The organism is Streptomyces pyxinicus, assembly GCF_024753135.1.
GTDB lineage: Bacteria > Actinomycetota > Actinomycetes > Streptomycetales > Streptomycetaceae > Streptomyces > Streptomyces pyxinicus.
The window spans coordinates 127,648-143,911 of the sequence record NZ_JANUGP010000020.1; the positions used below are offsets into that span (position 1 = coordinate 127,648).

Here is a 16,264-nt window from a genome sequence, read left to right on the forward strand (position 1 = left end):
CTGGTTCGCTGCACGGAGCCGGTCCACCCTCGGGTGGGCCGGCTTCTTGCCATGTCCGTCCCCTGGTCTCACTCCCGGATCTCCCGGAAGCGCCACCCGTGATCCACCGGGCCGATCCCGCCGCCGAGCGCGAACCCGGCCGCGATGGCCCCGGTGACGTACTCCTTGGCCGCGATGACGGCCTCCGGCACGGACCGCCCCTTCGCCAGTCCCGAGGCGATCGCGGAGGCGAGGGTGCAGCCGGTGCCGTGGGTGTGCCGGTTGTCGTGGCGCGGGGCACGCAGCCAGTGCTCGGCGGAGCCGTCCGTGAGCAGGTCCACGGCCTCCCCGGGCAGATGGCCGCCCTTGATCAGCACCCAGCGCGGCCCGTAGGCCAGCACGGCCGCGGCGGCCCGGCGCAGATCGTCCTCGGCGCCGACCCGGACCCCGGTGAGCTGGACCACCTCGTCCAGGTTCGGGGTGGCCACGGTCGCCGCCGGCAGCAGCCTGGTGCGGACCGAGTCCAGCGCGGACGCGGCGAGCAGCGGGTCCCCGTGCTTGGAAACACCCACCGGGTCGACCACGGCGGGCGCGTCCGTGCCGGAGATCAACTCGGCGACCGCCTCGACCAGTTCGGCCGAGGCCAGCATGCCGGTCTTCACGGCCTGCACACCGATGTCGTCCACCACGCTGCGGTACTGGGCGCGCACCGCCGCCACGGGCAGCTCCCAGGCGCCCTGCACGCCCAGCGAGTTCTGCGCGGTCACGGCCGTGATCACGCTCATGCCGTGCACGCCGAGCGCCAGCATGGTCTTCAGGTCGGCCTGGATCCCGGCGCCGCCGCCGGAGTCGGAGCCGGCCACGGTCAGTACGCGCGGGGGAATCATGACTCGATGTCTCCGAAGTGGTCCCAGCCGCCCTTGCTGGTCCAGGGCGCGCCGTCGACGGTCACCTGGGGCAGCGCCGAGGGGTTGAGCACCTCGCCGATCACCTTCCAGCGGGCGGGCAGCTTGGTGTCCGGCGGGAAGGTCGCCACGATCGCGTGGTCCTCTCCCCCGCTGAGCACCCATTGCAGCGGGTCGACGCCGACGGCCTGCCCGATGTCGTTCATTTGGGTCGGGATGTCGATGGTGCCGGACCGGATGTCGATGCGGACCTTGCTGGACTCGGCGATGTGCCCGAGGTCGGCGATCAGTCCGTCGCTCACGTCGCACATCGCGGTCGCGCCGAGCGCCGCCGCGGCCGGGCCGGCGTGGTACGGCGGTTCGGGGCGGCGGTGGGCCTCCACGAAGGCGCGCGGCGAGCGGAAGCCCCGGGAGAGCACCGCGAATCCGGCCGCGGACCAGCCCAGCCAGCCGGTGACGGCCACCAGGTCGCCGGGCTGGGCGCCGGCCCGGGTCACCGGCTCCTGGTTGCGCAGGTCGCCGAGCGCGGTGATCGACACCGTGATGGTGTCGCCGCGTACGACGTCCCCGCCGACCACGGAGGCGCCGGCGACCTGGCACTCGTCGCGCAGGCCGTCCATCAGCTCGCTCGGCCAGGTGACCGGCAGTTCGGCCGGGACGACCAGGCCGAGCAGCAGCGCGGTCGGCACGGCGCCCATGGCGGCGATGTCGGCGAGGTTCTGGGCCGCCGCCTTGCGGCCCACGTCGTAGGCCGTGGACCAGTCGCGGCGGAAGTGCCGGCCCTCCAGCAGGATGTCGGTGCTCGCCACCACCCGGCGGTCGGGCGCGGCCACCACGGCGGCGTCGTCGCCGGGGCCGACCCGGACCGCCGGAGTGGTGGTGAGACGGGAGGTGAGCTCCCTGATGAGCCCGAACTCCCCGAGCTCACCAACAGTGCCCTTCATGTCCCTGGACTCCCCTTCTCTGCCTTGCCCTGCCCGGTCGCGCGTCATCAGTGTCCCCGATACGGTCGAGGGGACGGTCGTCGCGGTCGGGATGGCCGTCATCGTGATCGAGGTGGCCGTCGTGACGGCCGAGGTGGCCGTCGTCATGGCCGAGGTGGCCGTCAACTTCCGTCGTGCCCGCACCCTGGCGCGCAAGCCCGGTTCCCGCAGGTCTCCCCGCGGGGAGCGGCGACGCGATACCGTGGCGTTCCTTTTCCCCACATGATCCTCGTGGCCGCCCTGGAGGTTCCGTGGTACAGGCGTACATCCTGATCCAGACGGAGGTCGGCAAGGCGTCGACCGTCGCCGAGACCATCAGCAAGATTCCTGGAGTGATCCAGGCCGAGGACGTGACGGGACCCTACGACGTCATCGTCCGCGCCCAGTCCGACACGGTCGACGAACTCGGCCGCATGGTGGTCGCCAAGGTCCAGCAGGTGGACGGCATCACCCGCACCCTGACCTGTCCGGTCGTGCACCTGTAGCCCCCGTCTACGCTTGGCCGGTGAACTTCTCCCGCCACCGGCTGCTCGTCCTGCTCGCGCCCCCGCTGCTCGTCGCGGTCGCGGGCTGCGCCTCGACGAGTGACAGCGCCTCGGTGGCGGTCCCCAGCCCCGACGCGAAGACGGCGAAGGAGTGCCGGGACCTGCACCGGGTGCTGCCGCGCACGCTCGACGGACACGGCCGCGACGACCCCGAACCCCGGTCCGCCTACACGGCGGGCTGGGGAAACCCGGCGATCATACTGCGCTGCGGTGTCAGCCGGCCCCCGAAGATGATCGACCCGAAGGTGGCCGAGGGGAGCGACCCGGACGCGGTCGCGGGCGGGGTGAACGGCGTCGACTGGCTGATGGAGAAGCAGGGCGACGGAACCTGGCGGTTCACCACCGCGAACCGTGAGGCGTACGTCGAGGTCAGCCTGCCGAAGGGCAGGTCGGCGCAGGAGGAGGGCACCGGGGTGCTCACCGGGCTGGCGCCGGCCGTGAAGAAGGCGATCCCCGAGGGGATCGCCTCCATGCGGTGACCGCGGGACGCCGAGGTCAGCGCAGCCCCGTGGAGCGGCGCAGCGCGGCCCGCACCAGCCGGTCGATCAGCTCCGGGTAGGCGACGCCGGTGGCCGCCCACATCTGCGGGTACATCGAGATCGGCGTGAAGCCGGGCATGGTGTTGATCTCGTTGATGACGAACTCGCCGTCCTCGGTGAGGAAGAAGTCCGCGCGGACCAGGCCCTCGCAGGAGGCCGCGTCGAACGCCTCGACCGCGAGCCGCCGCACCTCGGCGGTCTCCTCGTCGGTGAGCGGCGCCGGCACGATGCCGGGCGTGGAGTCGATGTACTTGGCCTCGAAGTCGTAGTAGGCGTGCGCGTCCGGCGGCGGGATCTCGGCCGGGACGGAGGCGCGCGGGCCGTCCTCGAACTCCAGGACGCCGCACTCGATCTCCCGGCCGCGGATGGCCGCCTCGATCAGGATCTTCGGGTCGTGCGCCCGCGCCTCGGCGATCGCGTCGTCCAGGGCGGACAGGTCGTCGATCTTGGTGATGCCGATGGAGGAACCCGCGCGCGCGGGCTTCACGAACAGCGGCCAGCCGTGCTCCCCGGCGAAGTCCACGATCCGCTTGCGGGCGGCGGACTCGTCCTGCTCCCACTCGCGGGGCCGGATCACCAGGTAGGGGCCGACCTTGAGGCCGAAGGAGGTGAAGACCCGCTTCATGTACTCCTTGTCCTGGCCCACGGCCGAGGCGAGCACACCCGAGCCCACGTACGGCACCCCGGACAGCTCCAGCAGGCCCTGCAGGGTGCCGTCCTCGCCGTACGGCCCGTGCAGCACCGGGAAGACCACGTCGACCTCGCCGAGCGCCTTGGGCACCGAGCCGGGCTCGCTGTAGACGACCTCGCGGTTGCCCGGGTCGACGGGGAGCACCACGCCGCCCTCGGTGGACTCGGCCAGGTCCGCGACCTCGGGGGTACGGCGGTCGGCGATGGCCATCCGCTCCGGTTCGTCGGCCGTCAGCACCCAGCGGCCTTCCCGGGTGATGCCGATCGGCAGCACGTCGTACGTGGTCCGGTCGATCGCGTTCAGGACGGCGCCGGCCGTCACCGCGGAGATGCCGTGCTCGGAGCTGCGGCCGCCGAACACGACGGCCACGCGCGGCTTGCGGGCCTGCTGCTCGGGGCTCTGGGGGAGGTTCTCGGTGCTCATATCGCGATGAGCGTACCCGGAGGTAGTGCCGTGAGTAAGCGTTGGACCAGTGGCGTCGCTCAGCGTCGTTCGGGCTTCGCGCTGCGCGACATCAGTTCCTTGAGGGCGACCACCGGCGGCTTGCCCTCGTGCACGATGTCGACGACCGTCTCGGTGATCGGCATCTCCACGCCGTGCCGGCGGGCCAGATCCGCCACCGACTCGCAGGACTTGACGCCCTCGGCGGTCTGCCGGGTGACCGCGATGGTCTCCTCCAGGGTCATGCCCTTGCCGAGGTTGGTGCCGAAGGTGTGGTTGCGCGACAGCGGCGAGGAGCAGGTGGCCACCAGGTCGCCGAGCCCGGCGAGTCCCGAGAAGGTTAGCGGGTCGGCGCCGAGCACCACGCCGAGCCGGGCGGTCTCGGCGAGACCCCGGGTGATGAGCGAGCCCTTGGCGTTGTCGCCGAGCCCCATGCCGTCCGCGATGCCGACGGCCAGCCCGATGACGTTCTTGACGGCACCGCCCAGCTCGCAGCCGACCACGTCGGTCTCGGTGTACGGCCGGAAGTACGGCGTGTGGCAGGCGGTCTGGAGGCGCTGGGCGACGGTTTCGTCGGCGCAGGCCACCACGGCGGCGGCCGGCATCCGCGCGGCGATCTCGCGGGCCAGGTTGGGCCCGGTGACCACGGCGATCCGCTCGGCGCCGACCTTGGCGACGTCCTCGACGACCTCGCTCATCCGCATGGCGGAGCCGAGTTCGACGCCCTTCATCAGGGAGACCAGCACCGTGTCCGGCGCGAGCAGCGGCAGCCACTCGGCGAGGTTGGCGCGCAGGGTCTGGGAGGGGACGGCGAGCACGGTGAAGTCGGCGTCCGCGAGCGCCTCGGCGGCGTCCGCGGTGGCCCGCAGGTTGCGCGGGAGTTCGACGCCGGGGAGGTAGTCGGGGTTGGTGCGGGTGGAGTTGACCGCCTCGACCGGCTCCGGCCGGCGGGCCCACAGGGTCACCTCGCAGCCCGCGTCGGCCAGGACCATGCCGAAGGCGGTGCCCCATGAGCCGGTGCCCATGACGGCCGCCCGGACAGGCTTGCTCACGTGCCGGTCTCCTGTTCCTTGCCGGTCTGCGCCTGGGTGCGGCGGCGCTGTTCGATGCGCTCGCGGCGCGGGTCGTAGGCCCTCGCGGGCGCCTTCTCGCCGCGGACGAGCTCCAGCTGGCGGGTGATGGCCGCCATGATGACCTCGGTGGCCTCCCTGAGCACGTCCGGGGTCATCTCCTTGCCGTAGAAGCGGGAGAGGTCCACCGGCGGTCCCGCGAGGACACGGTGCGTCTTGCGCGGGAAGAGGTCGGGCTTCCTGGCGTACGGCGGCAGCAGTTCGTTGGCGCCCCACTGGGCGACCGGGATGACCGGGCACCTGGTCTGGAGGGCCACGCGGGCGGCACCGGTCTTGCCGGTCATGGGCCAGCCGTCCGGGTCCCGGGTCAGGGTGCCCTCGGGGTAGAACGCGACGCACTCGCCGCGCTCCACGGCGTCGATGGCGGCGCGGAAGGCGCTCAGCGCGTCGGTGCTCTCGCGGTAGACCGGGATCTGTCCGGTGCCCCGCATGGCGGCGCCGACGAATCCCTTCTTGAAAAGGCCGCTCTTGGCCAGGAATCGCGGAACACGGCCGGTGTTGTACTGATAGTGCGCGTACGCGAAGGGGTCCACATGTGAATTGTGGTTCACCACGGTGATAAATCCACCCTCGGCCGGAATGTGCTCCATTCCACGCCAGTCCCGCTTGATCAGAACCACCAGTGGCGGTTTGCAGATCACCGCGGCGAAGCGGTACCAGAAGCCGATTCTGCGGCGGGGCACAAGGACACCTTCCTTCGGGACTGCCACCCGGGCGGGGGCCGCACAAGTGTGGCTCCGGACCGCCGGTCTGTCGAGAACACCGTACGCCCGCCCGTCACCTGGTCGCCGGACGCCCCGGGTGACAATGACCGTGACGAGAGAGGGACGGTACGCCGGTGCAGTGGACCTTGGTCATCCCCCTGAAGCCCCTGGCACGGGCCAAGAGCAGGCTCGCGGACACCGCGGCGGACGGAGTGCGCCCGGCACTGGCCCTGGCGTTCGCGCAGGACACGGTGGCGGCGGCGCTGACCTGTACGGGAGTGGCGGATGTGGTGGTCGTCACGGACGACGCGACGGCGCGGCGGGAACTCGCGGCGCTGGGCGCGCGGATCGTCCCGGACCCGCCGGGGGGCGGCCTGAACGCGGCGCTGGAGCACGGCACGACGGCCGCGCGGGAACGGCGCCCGGACGCTCCGGTGGCGGCGCTCAACGCCGATCTCCCGGCCCTTCGCCCGGCCGAACTCGCGCGCGTGCTGGCGGCGGCGAGCGCCTTTCCGCGGGCTTTTCTCGCGGACGCGGCAAGCCTCGGCACGACACTGCTCGCGGCCGGCCCCGAGCGGGAATTGCGTCCGGCTTTCGGCCTCGATTCCCGGGCCCGGCACCAGGCCTCGGGCGCGGTCGAACTCCGGCTCGCCGGGGTGGAATCCGTGCGCCAGGACGTGGACACGGGCGAGGATCTGCGGGCGGCCCTGTCACTCGGCGTCGGGCCGTATACGACCGCCGCGGCCCGGGGCCTGCTGATCCCGGGCGCCTGACGCGGCTCGCGGCGACCGCGGGTACCGTGAAAGACATTACGCTGGCCGGCATGCAGGCCACCGCATACACCTACGACGAGGCGACCCGCAGCGGGCAGGTGCTCCTCGACGACGGAACTCCCGTGCCCTTCGACGCCGCCGCGTTCGACGCCGGCGGGCTGCGACTGCTGCGCCCCGGGCAGCGGGTGCGGATCGAGACCGAGGGCGCCGGCGAGGGCCGGCGGATCACCCTGGTCACCTTGGGGACCCTGTGACACGGACCCTTTGACGCAGACCCGGTAACCGCCCGCGCACACGCCGCGGGCCGGGCTCCCGAGGGAGTCCGGCCCGGCGCGTGAGTGCCCTGTACCCGGCGGCGTTACGACGCCTTGCGGGCGGTGGCCTTCTTCGCGGTGGTCTTGCGGGCCGTCGACTTCTTGGCCGGCGCCTTCTTGGCGGTGGCCTTCTTCGCCGGGGCCTTCTTCGCCGTCGCCTTGGTGGCGGTGGTCTTCTTCGCTGCGGTGGTCTTGGCGGTCGCCGTGGTCTTCTTGGCGGGCGCCTTCTTGGCCGCGGCCTTCTTGGCGGTGGCCGTGGTCTTCTTCGCCGGGGTGGCCTTCTTCGCCGTGGTCTTCTTGGCGGCGGCCTTGGTGGTCTTCTTCGCGGCGGCCTTCTTGACCGTCGCGGAAGCGCCGCCGGTCAGGCTGCCCTTGGGCGCCTTCTTCACCGACACCTCGCCACCGCGGGGGAGCTTCTTCGAGCCGCTGACCAGGTCCTTGAAGCCCTGACCGGCGCGGAAGCGCGGCACGGAGGTCTTCTTGACCCGAACCCGCTCGCCCGTCTGGGGGTTGCGGGCGTAGCGGGCGGGGCGGTCCACCTTCTCGAAGGAACCGAAGCCGGTGACCGAGACCCGGTCGCCCGCGACGACGGCGCGGACGATGGCGTCCAGGACCGCGTCGACGGCGTCGGCGGCCTGCTGGCGGCCGCCCATCTTGTCGGCAATCGTTTCTACGAGCTGCGCCTTGTTCACGTCTTCCCCTTCGGAGACATCGCCAGAACGAATCTGTTCAAGCGTTTTCGCACGTTAGGCAGATATATACCGCAAATCAAACACGAAACGGGCTTATCACCCTTGTGCCGCAACGGATTCGGTGGTCTCGGGCTCTTCAGCGGTCCTCTTCGGGGATCCGACCCTCGTCGAGGTCCGCGGTGAATCGCGCGAGCCGCCGTGCCGCACCGGCGAGATCGTGCTTGGCCGCGGCCGTAATGACCAGCAGCTTCCGGGTCAGCGCCATCCGTACGCCCTCCGGGACTTGCAGTGCGCGCACCCTTGTGTGCGCTTCCTTGAGCTGGTTCGCGACCGCCGTGTACAGCTGGAGTTGGCCGTCGTGTCCCATGCACAGATTGTGCCATCTGGGGCGAGTTGTCGCCTGCGCAGGGGGCAACTACCGCCTCGAATGGCCTTCCAGGCCCTTGCGGAGGGGCCCAACACCGTACTCATGTACCCGGACAACAGCCCTGCCAACAGGCCGAGTTGAGCGTGAGGGGAGGGTGTCGCAGGGCCGTTCGGGTGCAGACACGGCCGTACCCCCGATCGGGGCGATCGGGGGTACGGAGAGGGTGTCGGGGTGGCCGAAACCCGACCCACCGGGGGTCGGGGGCGGCCGGTGGCTCAGGTCTGGAGGGTGCGCGGCTTGTGGGACGGCCGCCGCGCCTCGTAGGCGGCGATGTCGTCCTCGTTCCGGAGCGTGAGGGAGATGTCGTCCAGGCCGTTCAGCAGCCGCCAGCGGGAGTTCTCGTCCAGCTCGAAGGCGGCGGTGACGCCCGCGGCGCGTACCTCGCGCGCTTCGAGGTCCACCGTGACCTCGGCCGTGGGGTCGGCCTCGGTCAGCTCCCACAGCGCGTCCACGGTCTTCTGCTCCAGGACCACCGTGAGCAGGCCGTTCTTCAGCGAGTTGCCCCGGAAGATGTCCGCGAAGCGGGAGGAGATCACGGTCTTGAAGCCGTAGTTCTGGAGCGCCCAGACGGCGTGCTCGCGGGAGGAGCCGGTGCCGAAGTCGGGGCCGGCCACCAGGACCGTGGCGCCCTGCCGCTCGGGGCGGTTGAGCACGAACTCCGGGTCCTTGCGCCAGGCCTCGAAAAGCCCGTCCTCGAAGCCGTCCCGGGTGACCTTCTTGAGCCAGTGAGCAGGGATGATCTGGTCGGTGTCGACGTTGCTGCGGCGCAGCGGGACGGCCCGGCCGGTGTGCGTGGTGAAGGCTTCCATGGCTGATCAGACTCCAGCGGGCGTGCGGGTGGCGGCGTCGGACAGGTCGGCCGGGGAGGCCAGGTGGCCCAGGACGGCGGTGGCCGCCGCGACCTGCGGTGACACCAGGTGCGTACGGCCGCCCTTGCCCTGCCGCCCCTCGAAGTTGCGGTTGGAGGTGGAGGCGGAGCGCTCGCCCGGGGCCAGCTGGTCGGGGTTCATGCCGAGACACATCGAACAGCCCGCGTGCCGCCACTCGGCGCCGGCGTCCTTGAAGACCACGTCCAGGCCCTCGGAGACGGCCTGGAGACCGACCCGCGCGGAGCCGGGGACGACCAGCATCCGTACGCCGTCGGCGACTTTGCGGCCCCGGACGACGTCCGCCGCGGCGCGCAGGTCCTCGATGCGGCCGTTGGTGCAGGAGCCTACGAAGACGGTGTCCACGGTGATGGCGCGCAGCGGCTGGCCGGCCTCCAACCCCATGTACTCCAGGGCCTTTTCGGCGGCGAAGCGCTCCGAAGCGTCTTCGTACGAAGCCGGGTCGGGGACGGACGCCGAAAGCGGCGCGCCCTGGCCGGGGTTGGTGCCCCAGGTGACGAACGGGGACAGCGCGGCGGCGTCGATGACGACCTCGGCGTCGAAGACCGCGTCGTCGTCGGTGCGCAGGGTGCGCCAGTACGCGACCGCCGCGTCCCAGTCGGCGCCCTCGGGGGCGTGCGGGCGGCCCTTGAGGTAGGCGAAGGTGGTCTCGTCGGGGGCGATCATGCCCGCGCGGGCACCGGCCTCGATGGACATGTTGCAGATGGTCATCCGCGCCTCCATCGAGAGCTTCTCGATGGCGGGGCCGCGGTACTCCAGGACGTAGCCCTGGCCGCCGCCGGTGCCGATCTTCGCGATGATGGCCAGGATCAGGTCCTTGGCGGTGACGCCGTCGGGCAGCTCGCCGTCCACGGTGATCGCCATGGTCTTCGGGCGGGCCATCGGCAGCGTCTGGGTGGCCAGCACGTGCTCGACCTGGGAGGTGCCGATGCCGAACGCGAGCGCGCCGAACGCGCCGTGCGTGGAGGTGTGGGAGTCGCCGCAGACCACGGTGGTGCCGGGCTGGGTCAGGCCGAGCTGGGGGCCGACGACGTGCACGACGCCCTGCTCGACGTCGCCCAGCGGGTGCAGGCGCACGCCGAACTCGGCGCAGTTCTTGCGCAGCGTCTCCAGCTGGGCGCGGGAGACCGGGTCGGCGATGGGCTTGTCGATGTCGAGGGTCGGGGTGTTGTGGTCCTCGGTCGCGATGGTGAGGTCGAGGCGGCGCACCCGGCGGCCGTCCTTGCGCAGCCCGTCGAAGGCCTGCGGGCTGGTCACCTCGTGCAGCAGGTGCAGATCGATGAAGAGGAGATCGGGCTCGCCCTGGGCGCGCCGGACGACATGGTCGTCCCAGACCTTCTCCGCGAGTGTCCTACCCATCGCTTTCCCTCCGGCCGGCAGACGTGCACCGGCCCAACTAGAGATCTTGAGGAAGCGGCGTTCCCTTACAGGGCCCTTGGAGTGGTGATTCCGGGCGTCCACCGCCGGGCCCGTTGGTCGCGGGCCGCTGTCTGCTTCCAGGGTGGCGCGTTCCACGGAAAATTGAACTTGCGTTTCACAGAGTGAGACGCAAGTATCGTTGCATGGACAACAGTAGCGGCGTCGGCGTTCTGGACAAGGCGGCCCTCGTCCTGAGCGCTCTGGAGTCGGGTCCGGCCACCCTCGCGGGTCTGGTCGGGGCCACCGGACTGGCAAGACCCACGGCCCACCGCCTGGCCGTGGCCCTGGAACACCACCGCATGGTGGCGCGCGACATGCAGGGCCGGTTCATCCTCGGCCCGCGCCTTTCGGAACTCGCGGCGGCCGCCGGCGAGGACCGCCTGCTGGCCACGGCGGGCCCCGTGCTCACCCACCTCCGTGATGTCACCGGCGAGAGCGCGCAGCTCTACCGCCGGCAGGGCGACATGCGGATCTGTGTGGCCGCGGCGGAGCGCCTGTCCGGACTGCGGGACACCGTCCCGGTCGGCTCCACGCTCACCATGAAGGCCGGCTCCTCGGCGCAGATCCTCATGGCCTGGGAGGAGCCCGAGCGGCTGCACCGGGGCCTGCAGGGCGCCCGCTTCACGGCGACGGCCCTGTCGGGCGTACGGCGGCGCGGCTGGGCCCAGTCCATCGGCGAGCGCGAGCCGGGCGTCGCGTCCGTCTCGGCACCCGTCCGGGGCCCCTCCAACCGCGTCGTGGCCGCCGTCTCGGTCTCCGGCCCCATCGAGCGCCTGACCCGCCACCCGGGCCGCATGCACGCCCAGGCGGTCATCGACGCCGCCGGCCGCCTCTCGGAGGCCCTGCGCCGCACCGGCTGACCCCCGCCCACCCTTCAAAGAGGCCCCACGGGAACCAGGGGCGCGGGGAACCGCGCGAGAAACCACGACGCACCCGCACCCGACACCGAACCACCGGCACCCGAGCCCCACCCCGGCCGGCCCCCAGGCGGCAGCCCGGGACCCGGGCCCGCCCCCAAGGGACCTCCGGCGCGTCAGACGGCCCGCAGCCGCTCGCCGGCACGCTCGCCGCGGCGGGCCACCGGGATCACGCCGGTGGCGGCGCCCAGGCCGTACTCGGGCATGTTCACGTAGATGGACTCGTGCGCACCGGCCGGTACGGCGTACGTCTCGTGCCAGATGCCCACTCGGCCCCTCCCCTGCCGCAGCCGCCGGTTGAACGCGGCCCAGGCCGGGCGGTGGTGGCGCCCGGGGTCGGAGGTGTAGGCGAGGAGTTTCTCCTTCGACTCCCAGTACTGGACGACGTACACCTCGCGTATCCCGCAGCGCAGCGTCTTGTACCCGAGCAGCCCGCTGTCCGCGTCCCGGGTCAGCTCCGCGAGCATCGGTCGCATCGCCCGCGCGACCGGCACCCAACTGCGCACCGCCGCGTAGCTGTTGATCCGCATGCCGATCAGGAACACGACCATGTCCCCCTCGTGCGCGTCGGTCACGCGTCCTTCCCTCAGCCTGGTACCCATCGACTCCCCCAGTCCTCCGGTAGCTCCGACTCATCGGATAGCGGCGCTATCCATGATTGGATAGTTGCACTCTCCAAAGCGGGGCGCAAGAGGGAAGGGACCGGGAGACCGGATGCGACTGGCGGAACTGAGTGAGCGCAGCGGGGTCTCCGCGGCCACGATCAAGTACTACCTGCGGGAGGGGCTGCTGCCCCCGGGCCGGCGGATCACGGCCACGCAGGCCGAGTACGACGAGGAGCACCTGCGGCGCCTGCGTCTGGTGCGGGCGCTGATCCAGGTGGGGCGGGTCCCGGTCAGCTCGGCCAAGGAGGTGCTCACCGCCCTGCGGGACGAGGAGCTGGGCTGGAGCGAGCGCCTCGGCACGGCGGTGTGGTCCCTGCCGCACGGCCCCGCGCCCGACGACGCCGACCCCGTCACCGCGTCCGCCCGCCGCACCGCCGACGAGCTGCTCGAACACCTCGGCTGGAGCCACCGAGGCGGCGACGGGGTCGCCCCCGTGGCGCCCCCGTACGAGATGCTCGTGACCGCGATCACCACGCTCGCGCGGCTCGGATACCCCTGCTCGGCGGCCGACTTGGAGCCGTACGCCCGCGGCATGGAGCGGCTCGCCGTCGACGACCTGGACCTGGTGGAGCGGTACGCGCCCGAGGAGCAGGTGGAGGCGGCCGTGGCGCTGACCGTGCTGTACGAGCCGGTGCTGCTCGGGCTACGGCGGCTCGCGCAGGGCGAGGAGGCGCGCCGGCGGTTCGCGGGGCAGTGACCCCGGTCCAGAGGCCGGACACGCGAAAGGGCCCTCCGCGAGGAGGGCCCTTTCGATCGAGTACCCCCGACCGGATTCGAACCGGCGCTACCGCCTTGAGAGGGCGGCGTGCTAGGCCGCTACACAACGGGGGCGTGGACACTGCGTTTCCGCAGGTCCGAGCTGGTCTACCTGGACTCGAACCAAGACTAACTGAACCAGAATCAGTCGTGCTGCCAATTACACCATAGACCAATGATGGTTTAGACCAGTCGTACCCCCGACCGGATTCGAACCGGCGCTACCGCCTTGAGAGGGCGGCGTGCTAGGCCGCTACACAACGGGGGCCCTAGCGATCCCGACATGATCAGGATCAGTACCCCCGACCGGATTCGAACCGGCGCTACTGCCTTGAGAGGGCAGCGTGCTAGGCCGCTACACAACGGGGGCTTTGCAGATAAGCTCTGCGAGCTGGCCTACCTGGACTCGAACCAAGACTAACTGAACCAGAATCAGTCGTGCTGCCAATTACACCATAGGCCACTGGAACTCAAGCCCCTGCGGGGTTCTCGTTCTAGTTCGCTCCTCCGGGTTCCGGCCTTTCGGCCCGCTCCCCTCGGCGCAGGAAGAACATTACCCGAAGGTGGACGGGGCTCCAAAACGGGTATGCGCGCGGCCGGTCGGCGGGCCGCGCGAGGGGGCCGTACGGCGAGGGGGCGGCACCCGGAGATCCGGACACCGCCCCCTCGGTGGGACAGATGGGTCAGGCGGCGAGCCTGGCCAGGGCCGCGTCGATCCGCGCGAGCGTCTTCTCGCGGCCCAGGATCTCCAGGGACTCGAAGAGCGGCAGACCGACCGTGCGGCCGGTGACGGCCACCCGGACCGGGGCCTGGGCCTTGCCGAGCTTGAGGCCGTGCGCCTCGCCGGCGGCCAGGACGGCCTCCTTGAGGGACTCGGCCGAGGTCCAGTCCGCGGCCTCCAGCTTCTCGCGGGCCGTGCGCAGCAGGGCGTCGCTGCCCTCCTTCATCGCCTTCGTCCAGCTCGCCTCGTCGAAGACCGGCTCCGCGAGGAACAGGAAGTCGACGTTGTCGGTGATCTCGGAGAGCACCTTCAGGCGGGTCTGGGCGTGCGGGGCGACGGCCTCCCATTTGGCCTCGTCGAAGTCCTCCGGCGCCCAGGGCGCGAACGGGGCCCTCAGCCACGGCCGGCAGCGCTCGGTGAAGTCCTTCACGTCGAGCATCCGGATGTGGTCGGCGTTGATCGCCTCGCACTTCTTCAGGTCGAAGCGGGCCGGGTTGGGGTTCACGTCGGCGATGTCGAAGGCCGCGACCATCTCCTCGACCGAGAAGATGTCCTGGTCGGCCGAGAGCGACCAGCCGAGCAGGGACAGGTAGTTGAGCAGGCCCTCGGGCAGGAAGCCGCGCTCGCGGTAGAGGTTCAGCGAGGACTGCGGGTCGCGCTTGGAGAGCTTCTTGTTGCCCTCGCCCATCACGTAGGGCAGGTGGCCGAAGGCCGGGGTCGCCTTGGCGATGCCCAGCTCGGTCAGCGCCTTGTAGAGGGCGATCTGCCGCGGGGTGGAGGAGAGCAGGTCCTCGCCGCGCAGCACGTGCGTGATCTCCATCAGCGCGTCGTCCACCGGGTTGACCAGCGTGTACAGCGGGGCGCCGTTCGCGCGGACGATGCCGTAGTCCGGCACGTTCTCCGGGGTGAAGGTCAGCTCGCCGCGGACCAGATCGGTGAAGGTGATCGTCTCGTCCGGCATCCGGAAGCGGACGATCGGGGCGCGGCCCTCGGCCTGGTACCGCTCGACCTGCTCGGCGCTCAGCTCGCGGCAGTGGCCGTCGTAGCCGGAGGGCTTGCCGGCGGCCCGGGCGGCCTCGCGGCGGGTGTCCAGCTCGTCCTGGGAGCAGTAGCAGTGGTACGCGTACCCGCCGTCGAGGAGCTTGGCGGCGACGTCGGCGTAGAGGTCCATGCGCTGGGACTGCCGGTACGGCGCGTGCGGGCCGCCGATCTCGGGGCCCTCGTCCCAGTCGAAGCCGAGCCAGCGCATCGCGTCGAGGAGCTGCTGGTAGGACTCCTCGGAGTCGCGGGCCGCGTCGGTGTCCTCGATACGGAAGACCAGCGTGCCCTGGTGGTGCCGGGCGAACGCCCAGTTGAACAGGGCGGTGCGGACCAGGCCGACGTGCGGGTTACCGGTGGGCGAGGGACAGAAACGGACGCGTACGGGAGTGCCGGGTGCGCTAGCCACGCTTGACAACCTTGTTGGTGAGAGTGCCGATGCCTTCGATGGTGACGGCGACCTCGTCGCCGACGTGCAGGGGGCCGACCCCCGCGGGGGTGCCGGTGAGGATGACGTCGCCGGGCAGCAGGGTCATGGCCTCGGAGATGTTGACGATCAGGTCCTCGATGGGGTGGATCATCTCGCTGGTGCGGCCGAGCTGCCGCTGCTCGCCGTTGACGGTGAGCTGGACGGTCAGGTCGTTCGCGCGGGCGAGGTCGAGGTCGGTCTCCACCCAGGGGCCGAGCGGGCAGGAGCTGTCGAAGCCCTTGGCGCGGGCCCACTGCTTCTCGCGCCGCTGCACGTCACGCGCGGTGACGTCGTTGGCGCAGGTGTAGCCGAAGATCACGTCCTTGACCCGCTCGCGCGGCACCTCGCGGCACATGCGGCCGATCACGACGGCCAGCTCGGCCTCGTGGTGCAGGTCCTGCGAGAACGGCGGGTACTGGATCTCGTCACCCGGGCCGACCACGGAGGTGGAGGGCTTGAAGAAGGCGAAGGGGGCGTCCGGGACCTCGTTGCCCAGCTCGCGGGCATGGTCGGCGTAGTTGCGGCCGAACGCCACGACCTTGTTGGGCAGGACCGGCGGGAGCAGCCTGACCTTGGACAGCGGGACCTTCGTACCGGAGAGTTCGTGGTCCGCGAAGGGGATGCCCTTGATGATGTCGAGGACGAGTTCGTCCTGCTTGTCGCCCTCGACCGCGCCGAAGGCGACGTTCCCGTCGATGGAGAACCTGGCGATGCGCACGGGATGCTCGCGCCCCTCATGAGAACCGGCGTACTGACGCCTCAGGTTAACCGGTCGGGTGGCGCGGGGCCCGTATGTCCTGGTCAGCGAGGGGGCGACTACCGCGGCGGCGCCCGGGTACGCGTACGGCCGGGAAGGTCACCGCCGAGGGCGGCCTTCCCGGCCGTACGCTCCGGGGCGCGTGCCCCGCCGGGGCGGTTACTCGCCGGCCGGGGCCGCGGCGCCGACCGGGATCTCCATGAGGACGGTGCGCCGGGGGTTGGCGGTCTGCGCGGGGAGGTCGACGGACTGCTCCGGCAGCTCCGGCGTCTGCAGTTCGCCGGCGTCGTCGAGGTGCGCCAGGGTCGTGCGTCGCGGGTTGGCGATATTGCGGAACATCATCGTCGTCTTCACCGTTGTCGTCCTGTGGCCTTCGGTCGGGGTGTGCGGGGTCGTCCCTCTTGTAAAGCGTCAGGCTAGACATCCTGTTCCCCGCCGAAGTCGCCGACCGTTCACGCCAACCATGTGAGTTTGCTCACGACGTCACGGACAAACCGGTCAATCCCGGCCCG

General features: G+C 71.2%; 20 protein-coding genes and 5 tRNA genes. 7 read left to right on the forward strand and 18 right to left on the reverse strand.

The features are described 5' to 3' along the window. Positions 1–68: 68 nt before the first annotated feature. A complete protein-coding gene (gene thiD, locus NX794_RS24245; RefSeq protein ID WP_258780963.1) occupies positions 69–866 on the reverse strand; it encodes a bifunctional hydroxymethylpyrimidine kinase/phosphomethylpyrimidine kinase in 798 nt (265 codons plus the stop codon). After that, positions 863–1,828, reverse strand: a complete 966-nt coding sequence (locus NX794_RS24250; protein ID WP_258780965.1) for a thiamine-phosphate kinase — start codon at positions 1,826–1,828, stop codon at positions 863–865. Before NX794_RS24250 ends, thiD begins: the two co-directional genes overlap by 4 nt. On the opposite strand from NX794_RS24250, the gene NX794_RS24255 reads away from it, so the two are divergent. The 3 genes from NX794_RS24255 to NX794_RS24265 are packed head-to-tail and all read left to right on the forward strand — an operon-like array spanning position 1,827 to position 2,891. Beyond that, on the forward strand, positions 1,827–2,093 hold the full coding sequence (locus NX794_RS24255; protein ID WP_258780967.1) for a hypothetical protein: 267 nt from the start codon (positions 1,827–1,829) through the stop codon (positions 2,091–2,093). The genes NX794_RS24250 and NX794_RS24255 overlap by 2 nt on opposite strands. Before the next feature lie 25 nt (positions 2,094–2,118). Beyond that, positions 2,119–2,352 (forward strand): Lrp/AsnC family transcriptional regulator, encoded by a 234-nt coding sequence (locus tag NX794_RS24260; RefSeq protein WP_019328745.1) that lies wholly within the window; start codon positions 2,119–2,121, stop codon positions 2,350–2,352. Between the two features lie 20 nt (positions 2,353–2,372). Continuing rightward, on the forward strand, positions 2,373–2,891 hold the full coding sequence (locus tag NX794_RS24265) for a DUF3515 domain-containing protein (protein ID WP_258780969.1): 519 nt from the start codon (positions 2,373–2,375) through the stop codon (positions 2,889–2,891). 16 nt (positions 2,892–2,907) lie between these two features. On the opposite strand, the gene NX794_RS24270 is transcribed toward NX794_RS24265, so the two are convergent. Genes NX794_RS24270 through NX794_RS24280 form a run of 3 tightly spaced genes read right to left on the reverse strand, consistent with a single transcriptional unit; the run spans position 2,908 to position 5,896 of the window. Continuing rightward, on the reverse strand, positions 2,908–4,065 hold the full coding sequence (locus NX794_RS24270; RefSeq protein ID WP_258780971.1) for a D-alanine--D-alanine ligase family protein: 1,158 nt from the start codon (positions 4,063–4,065) through the stop codon (positions 2,908–2,910). Positions 4,066–4,124: 59 nt separating this feature from the next. Further along, on the reverse strand, positions 4,125–5,135 hold the full coding sequence (locus NX794_RS24275; protein ID WP_258780972.1) for an NAD(P)H-dependent glycerol-3-phosphate dehydrogenase: 1,011 nt from the start codon (positions 5,133–5,135) through the stop codon (positions 4,125–4,127). Continuing rightward, positions 5,132–5,896: a lysophospholipid acyltransferase family protein gene (locus tag NX794_RS24280; RefSeq protein WP_258780973.1), complete on the reverse strand. Its 765-nt coding sequence runs from the start codon at positions 5,894–5,896 to the stop codon at positions 5,132–5,134. Before NX794_RS24280 ends, NX794_RS24275 begins: the two co-directional genes overlap by 4 nt. 155 nt (positions 5,897–6,051) lie before the next feature. On the opposite strand from NX794_RS24280, the gene cofC reads away from it, so the two are divergent. Then, positions 6,052–6,690, forward strand: coding sequence for a 2-phospho-L-lactate guanylyltransferase (cofC, locus tag NX794_RS24285; RefSeq protein WP_258780975.1), 639 nt, complete (start codon positions 6,052–6,054; stop codon positions 6,688–6,690). Positions 6,691–6,740: 50 nt separating this feature from the next. Continuing rightward, a complete protein-coding gene (locus tag NX794_RS24290) occupies positions 6,741–6,944 on the forward strand; it encodes a hypothetical protein (RefSeq protein ID WP_258780976.1) in 204 nt (67 codons plus the stop codon). Between the two features lie 104 nt (positions 6,945–7,048). Here the strand turns inward: NX794_RS24290 and NX794_RS24295 are convergent, their stop codons facing one another. The 4 genes from NX794_RS24295 to leuC form a co-directional block, all read right to left on the reverse strand. Beyond that, positions 7,049–7,696 (reverse strand): HU family DNA-binding protein, encoded by a 648-nt coding sequence (locus NX794_RS24295; RefSeq protein ID WP_258780978.1) that lies wholly within the window; start codon positions 7,694–7,696, stop codon positions 7,049–7,051. Positions 7,697–7,832: 136 nt separating this feature from the next. Next, positions 7,833–8,063 carry an SCO5555 family protein gene (locus NX794_RS24300; RefSeq protein ID WP_258780980.1) on the reverse strand — a complete coding sequence of 77 codons (231 nt, stop codon included), beginning with the start codon at positions 8,061–8,063 and terminating at the stop codon, positions 7,833–7,835. Between the two features lie 275 nt (positions 8,064–8,338). Further along, positions 8,339–8,932, reverse strand: coding sequence for a 3-isopropylmalate dehydratase small subunit (leuD, locus tag NX794_RS24305; protein ID WP_258780982.1), 594 nt, complete (start codon positions 8,930–8,932; stop codon positions 8,339–8,341). A 6-nt stretch (positions 8,933–8,938) separates the two neighbouring features. Further along, positions 8,939–10,369 (reverse strand): 3-isopropylmalate dehydratase large subunit, encoded by a 1,431-nt coding sequence (gene leuC, locus NX794_RS24310; RefSeq protein ID WP_258780983.1) that lies wholly within the window; start codon positions 10,367–10,369, stop codon positions 8,939–8,941. A 203-nt stretch (positions 10,370–10,572) separates the two neighbouring features. On the opposite strand from leuC, the gene ndgR reads away from it, so the two are divergent. Continuing rightward, on the forward strand, positions 10,573–11,289 hold the full coding sequence (ndgR, locus tag NX794_RS24315) for an IclR family transcriptional regulator NdgR (RefSeq protein ID WP_258780985.1): 717 nt from the start codon (positions 10,573–10,575) through the stop codon (positions 11,287–11,289). A gap of 173 nt (positions 11,290–11,462) precedes the next feature. Here ndgR and NX794_RS24320 read toward each other — a convergent pair whose 3' ends face one another. Then, a complete protein-coding gene (locus NX794_RS24320) occupies positions 11,463–11,948 on the reverse strand; it encodes a DUF4188 domain-containing protein (RefSeq protein WP_258780986.1) in 486 nt (161 codons plus the stop codon). Positions 11,949–12,060: 112 nt separating this feature from the next. Here NX794_RS24320 and NX794_RS24325 point away from each other — a divergent pair, with 112 nt between their 5' ends. Continuing rightward, entirely contained in the window at positions 12,061–12,708 is a 648-nt protein-coding gene (locus NX794_RS24325) for a MerR family transcriptional regulator (RefSeq protein ID WP_258780987.1), read from the forward strand. Between the two features lie 61 nt (positions 12,709–12,769). Here the strand turns inward: NX794_RS24325 and NX794_RS24330 are convergent. The 8 genes from NX794_RS24330 to NX794_RS24365 all read right to left on the reverse strand — a co-directional run bounded on the left by NX794_RS24330 (position 12,770) and on the right by NX794_RS24365 (position 16,106). After that, positions 12,770–12,842 (reverse strand) — tRNA-Glu (locus NX794_RS24330). A 28-nt stretch (positions 12,843–12,870) separates the two neighbouring features. After that, positions 12,871–12,942, reverse strand: a tRNA-Gln gene (locus NX794_RS24335). 20 nt (positions 12,943–12,962) lie between these two features. Beyond that, positions 12,963–13,035, reverse strand: a tRNA-Glu gene (locus NX794_RS24340). A gap of 29 nt (positions 13,036–13,064) precedes the next feature. Further along, positions 13,065–13,137 (reverse strand) — tRNA-Glu (locus NX794_RS24345). 21 nt (positions 13,138–13,158) lie between these two features. Further along, positions 13,159–13,230: transfer RNA gene (locus NX794_RS24350), tRNA-Gln, on the reverse strand. Between the two features lie 220 nt (positions 13,231–13,450). Next, the gene (gene gltX / locus NX794_RS24355) at positions 13,451–14,935 is read right to left on the reverse strand and encodes a glutamate--tRNA ligase (protein ID WP_258780988.1); all 1,485 of its coding nucleotides are present in this window, start codon (positions 14,933–14,935) and stop codon (positions 13,451–13,453) included. Beyond that, a complete protein-coding gene (locus NX794_RS24360) occupies positions 14,928–15,713 on the reverse strand; it encodes a fumarylacetoacetate hydrolase family protein (RefSeq protein WP_258780989.1) in 786 nt (261 codons plus the stop codon). Before NX794_RS24360 ends, gltX begins: the two co-directional genes overlap by 8 nt. Positions 15,714–15,911: 198 nt before the next feature. Then, entirely contained in the window at positions 15,912–16,106 is a 195-nt protein-coding gene (locus tag NX794_RS24365) for a hypothetical protein (protein WP_258780990.1), read from the reverse strand. Positions 16,107–16,264: the final 158 nt, after the last annotated feature.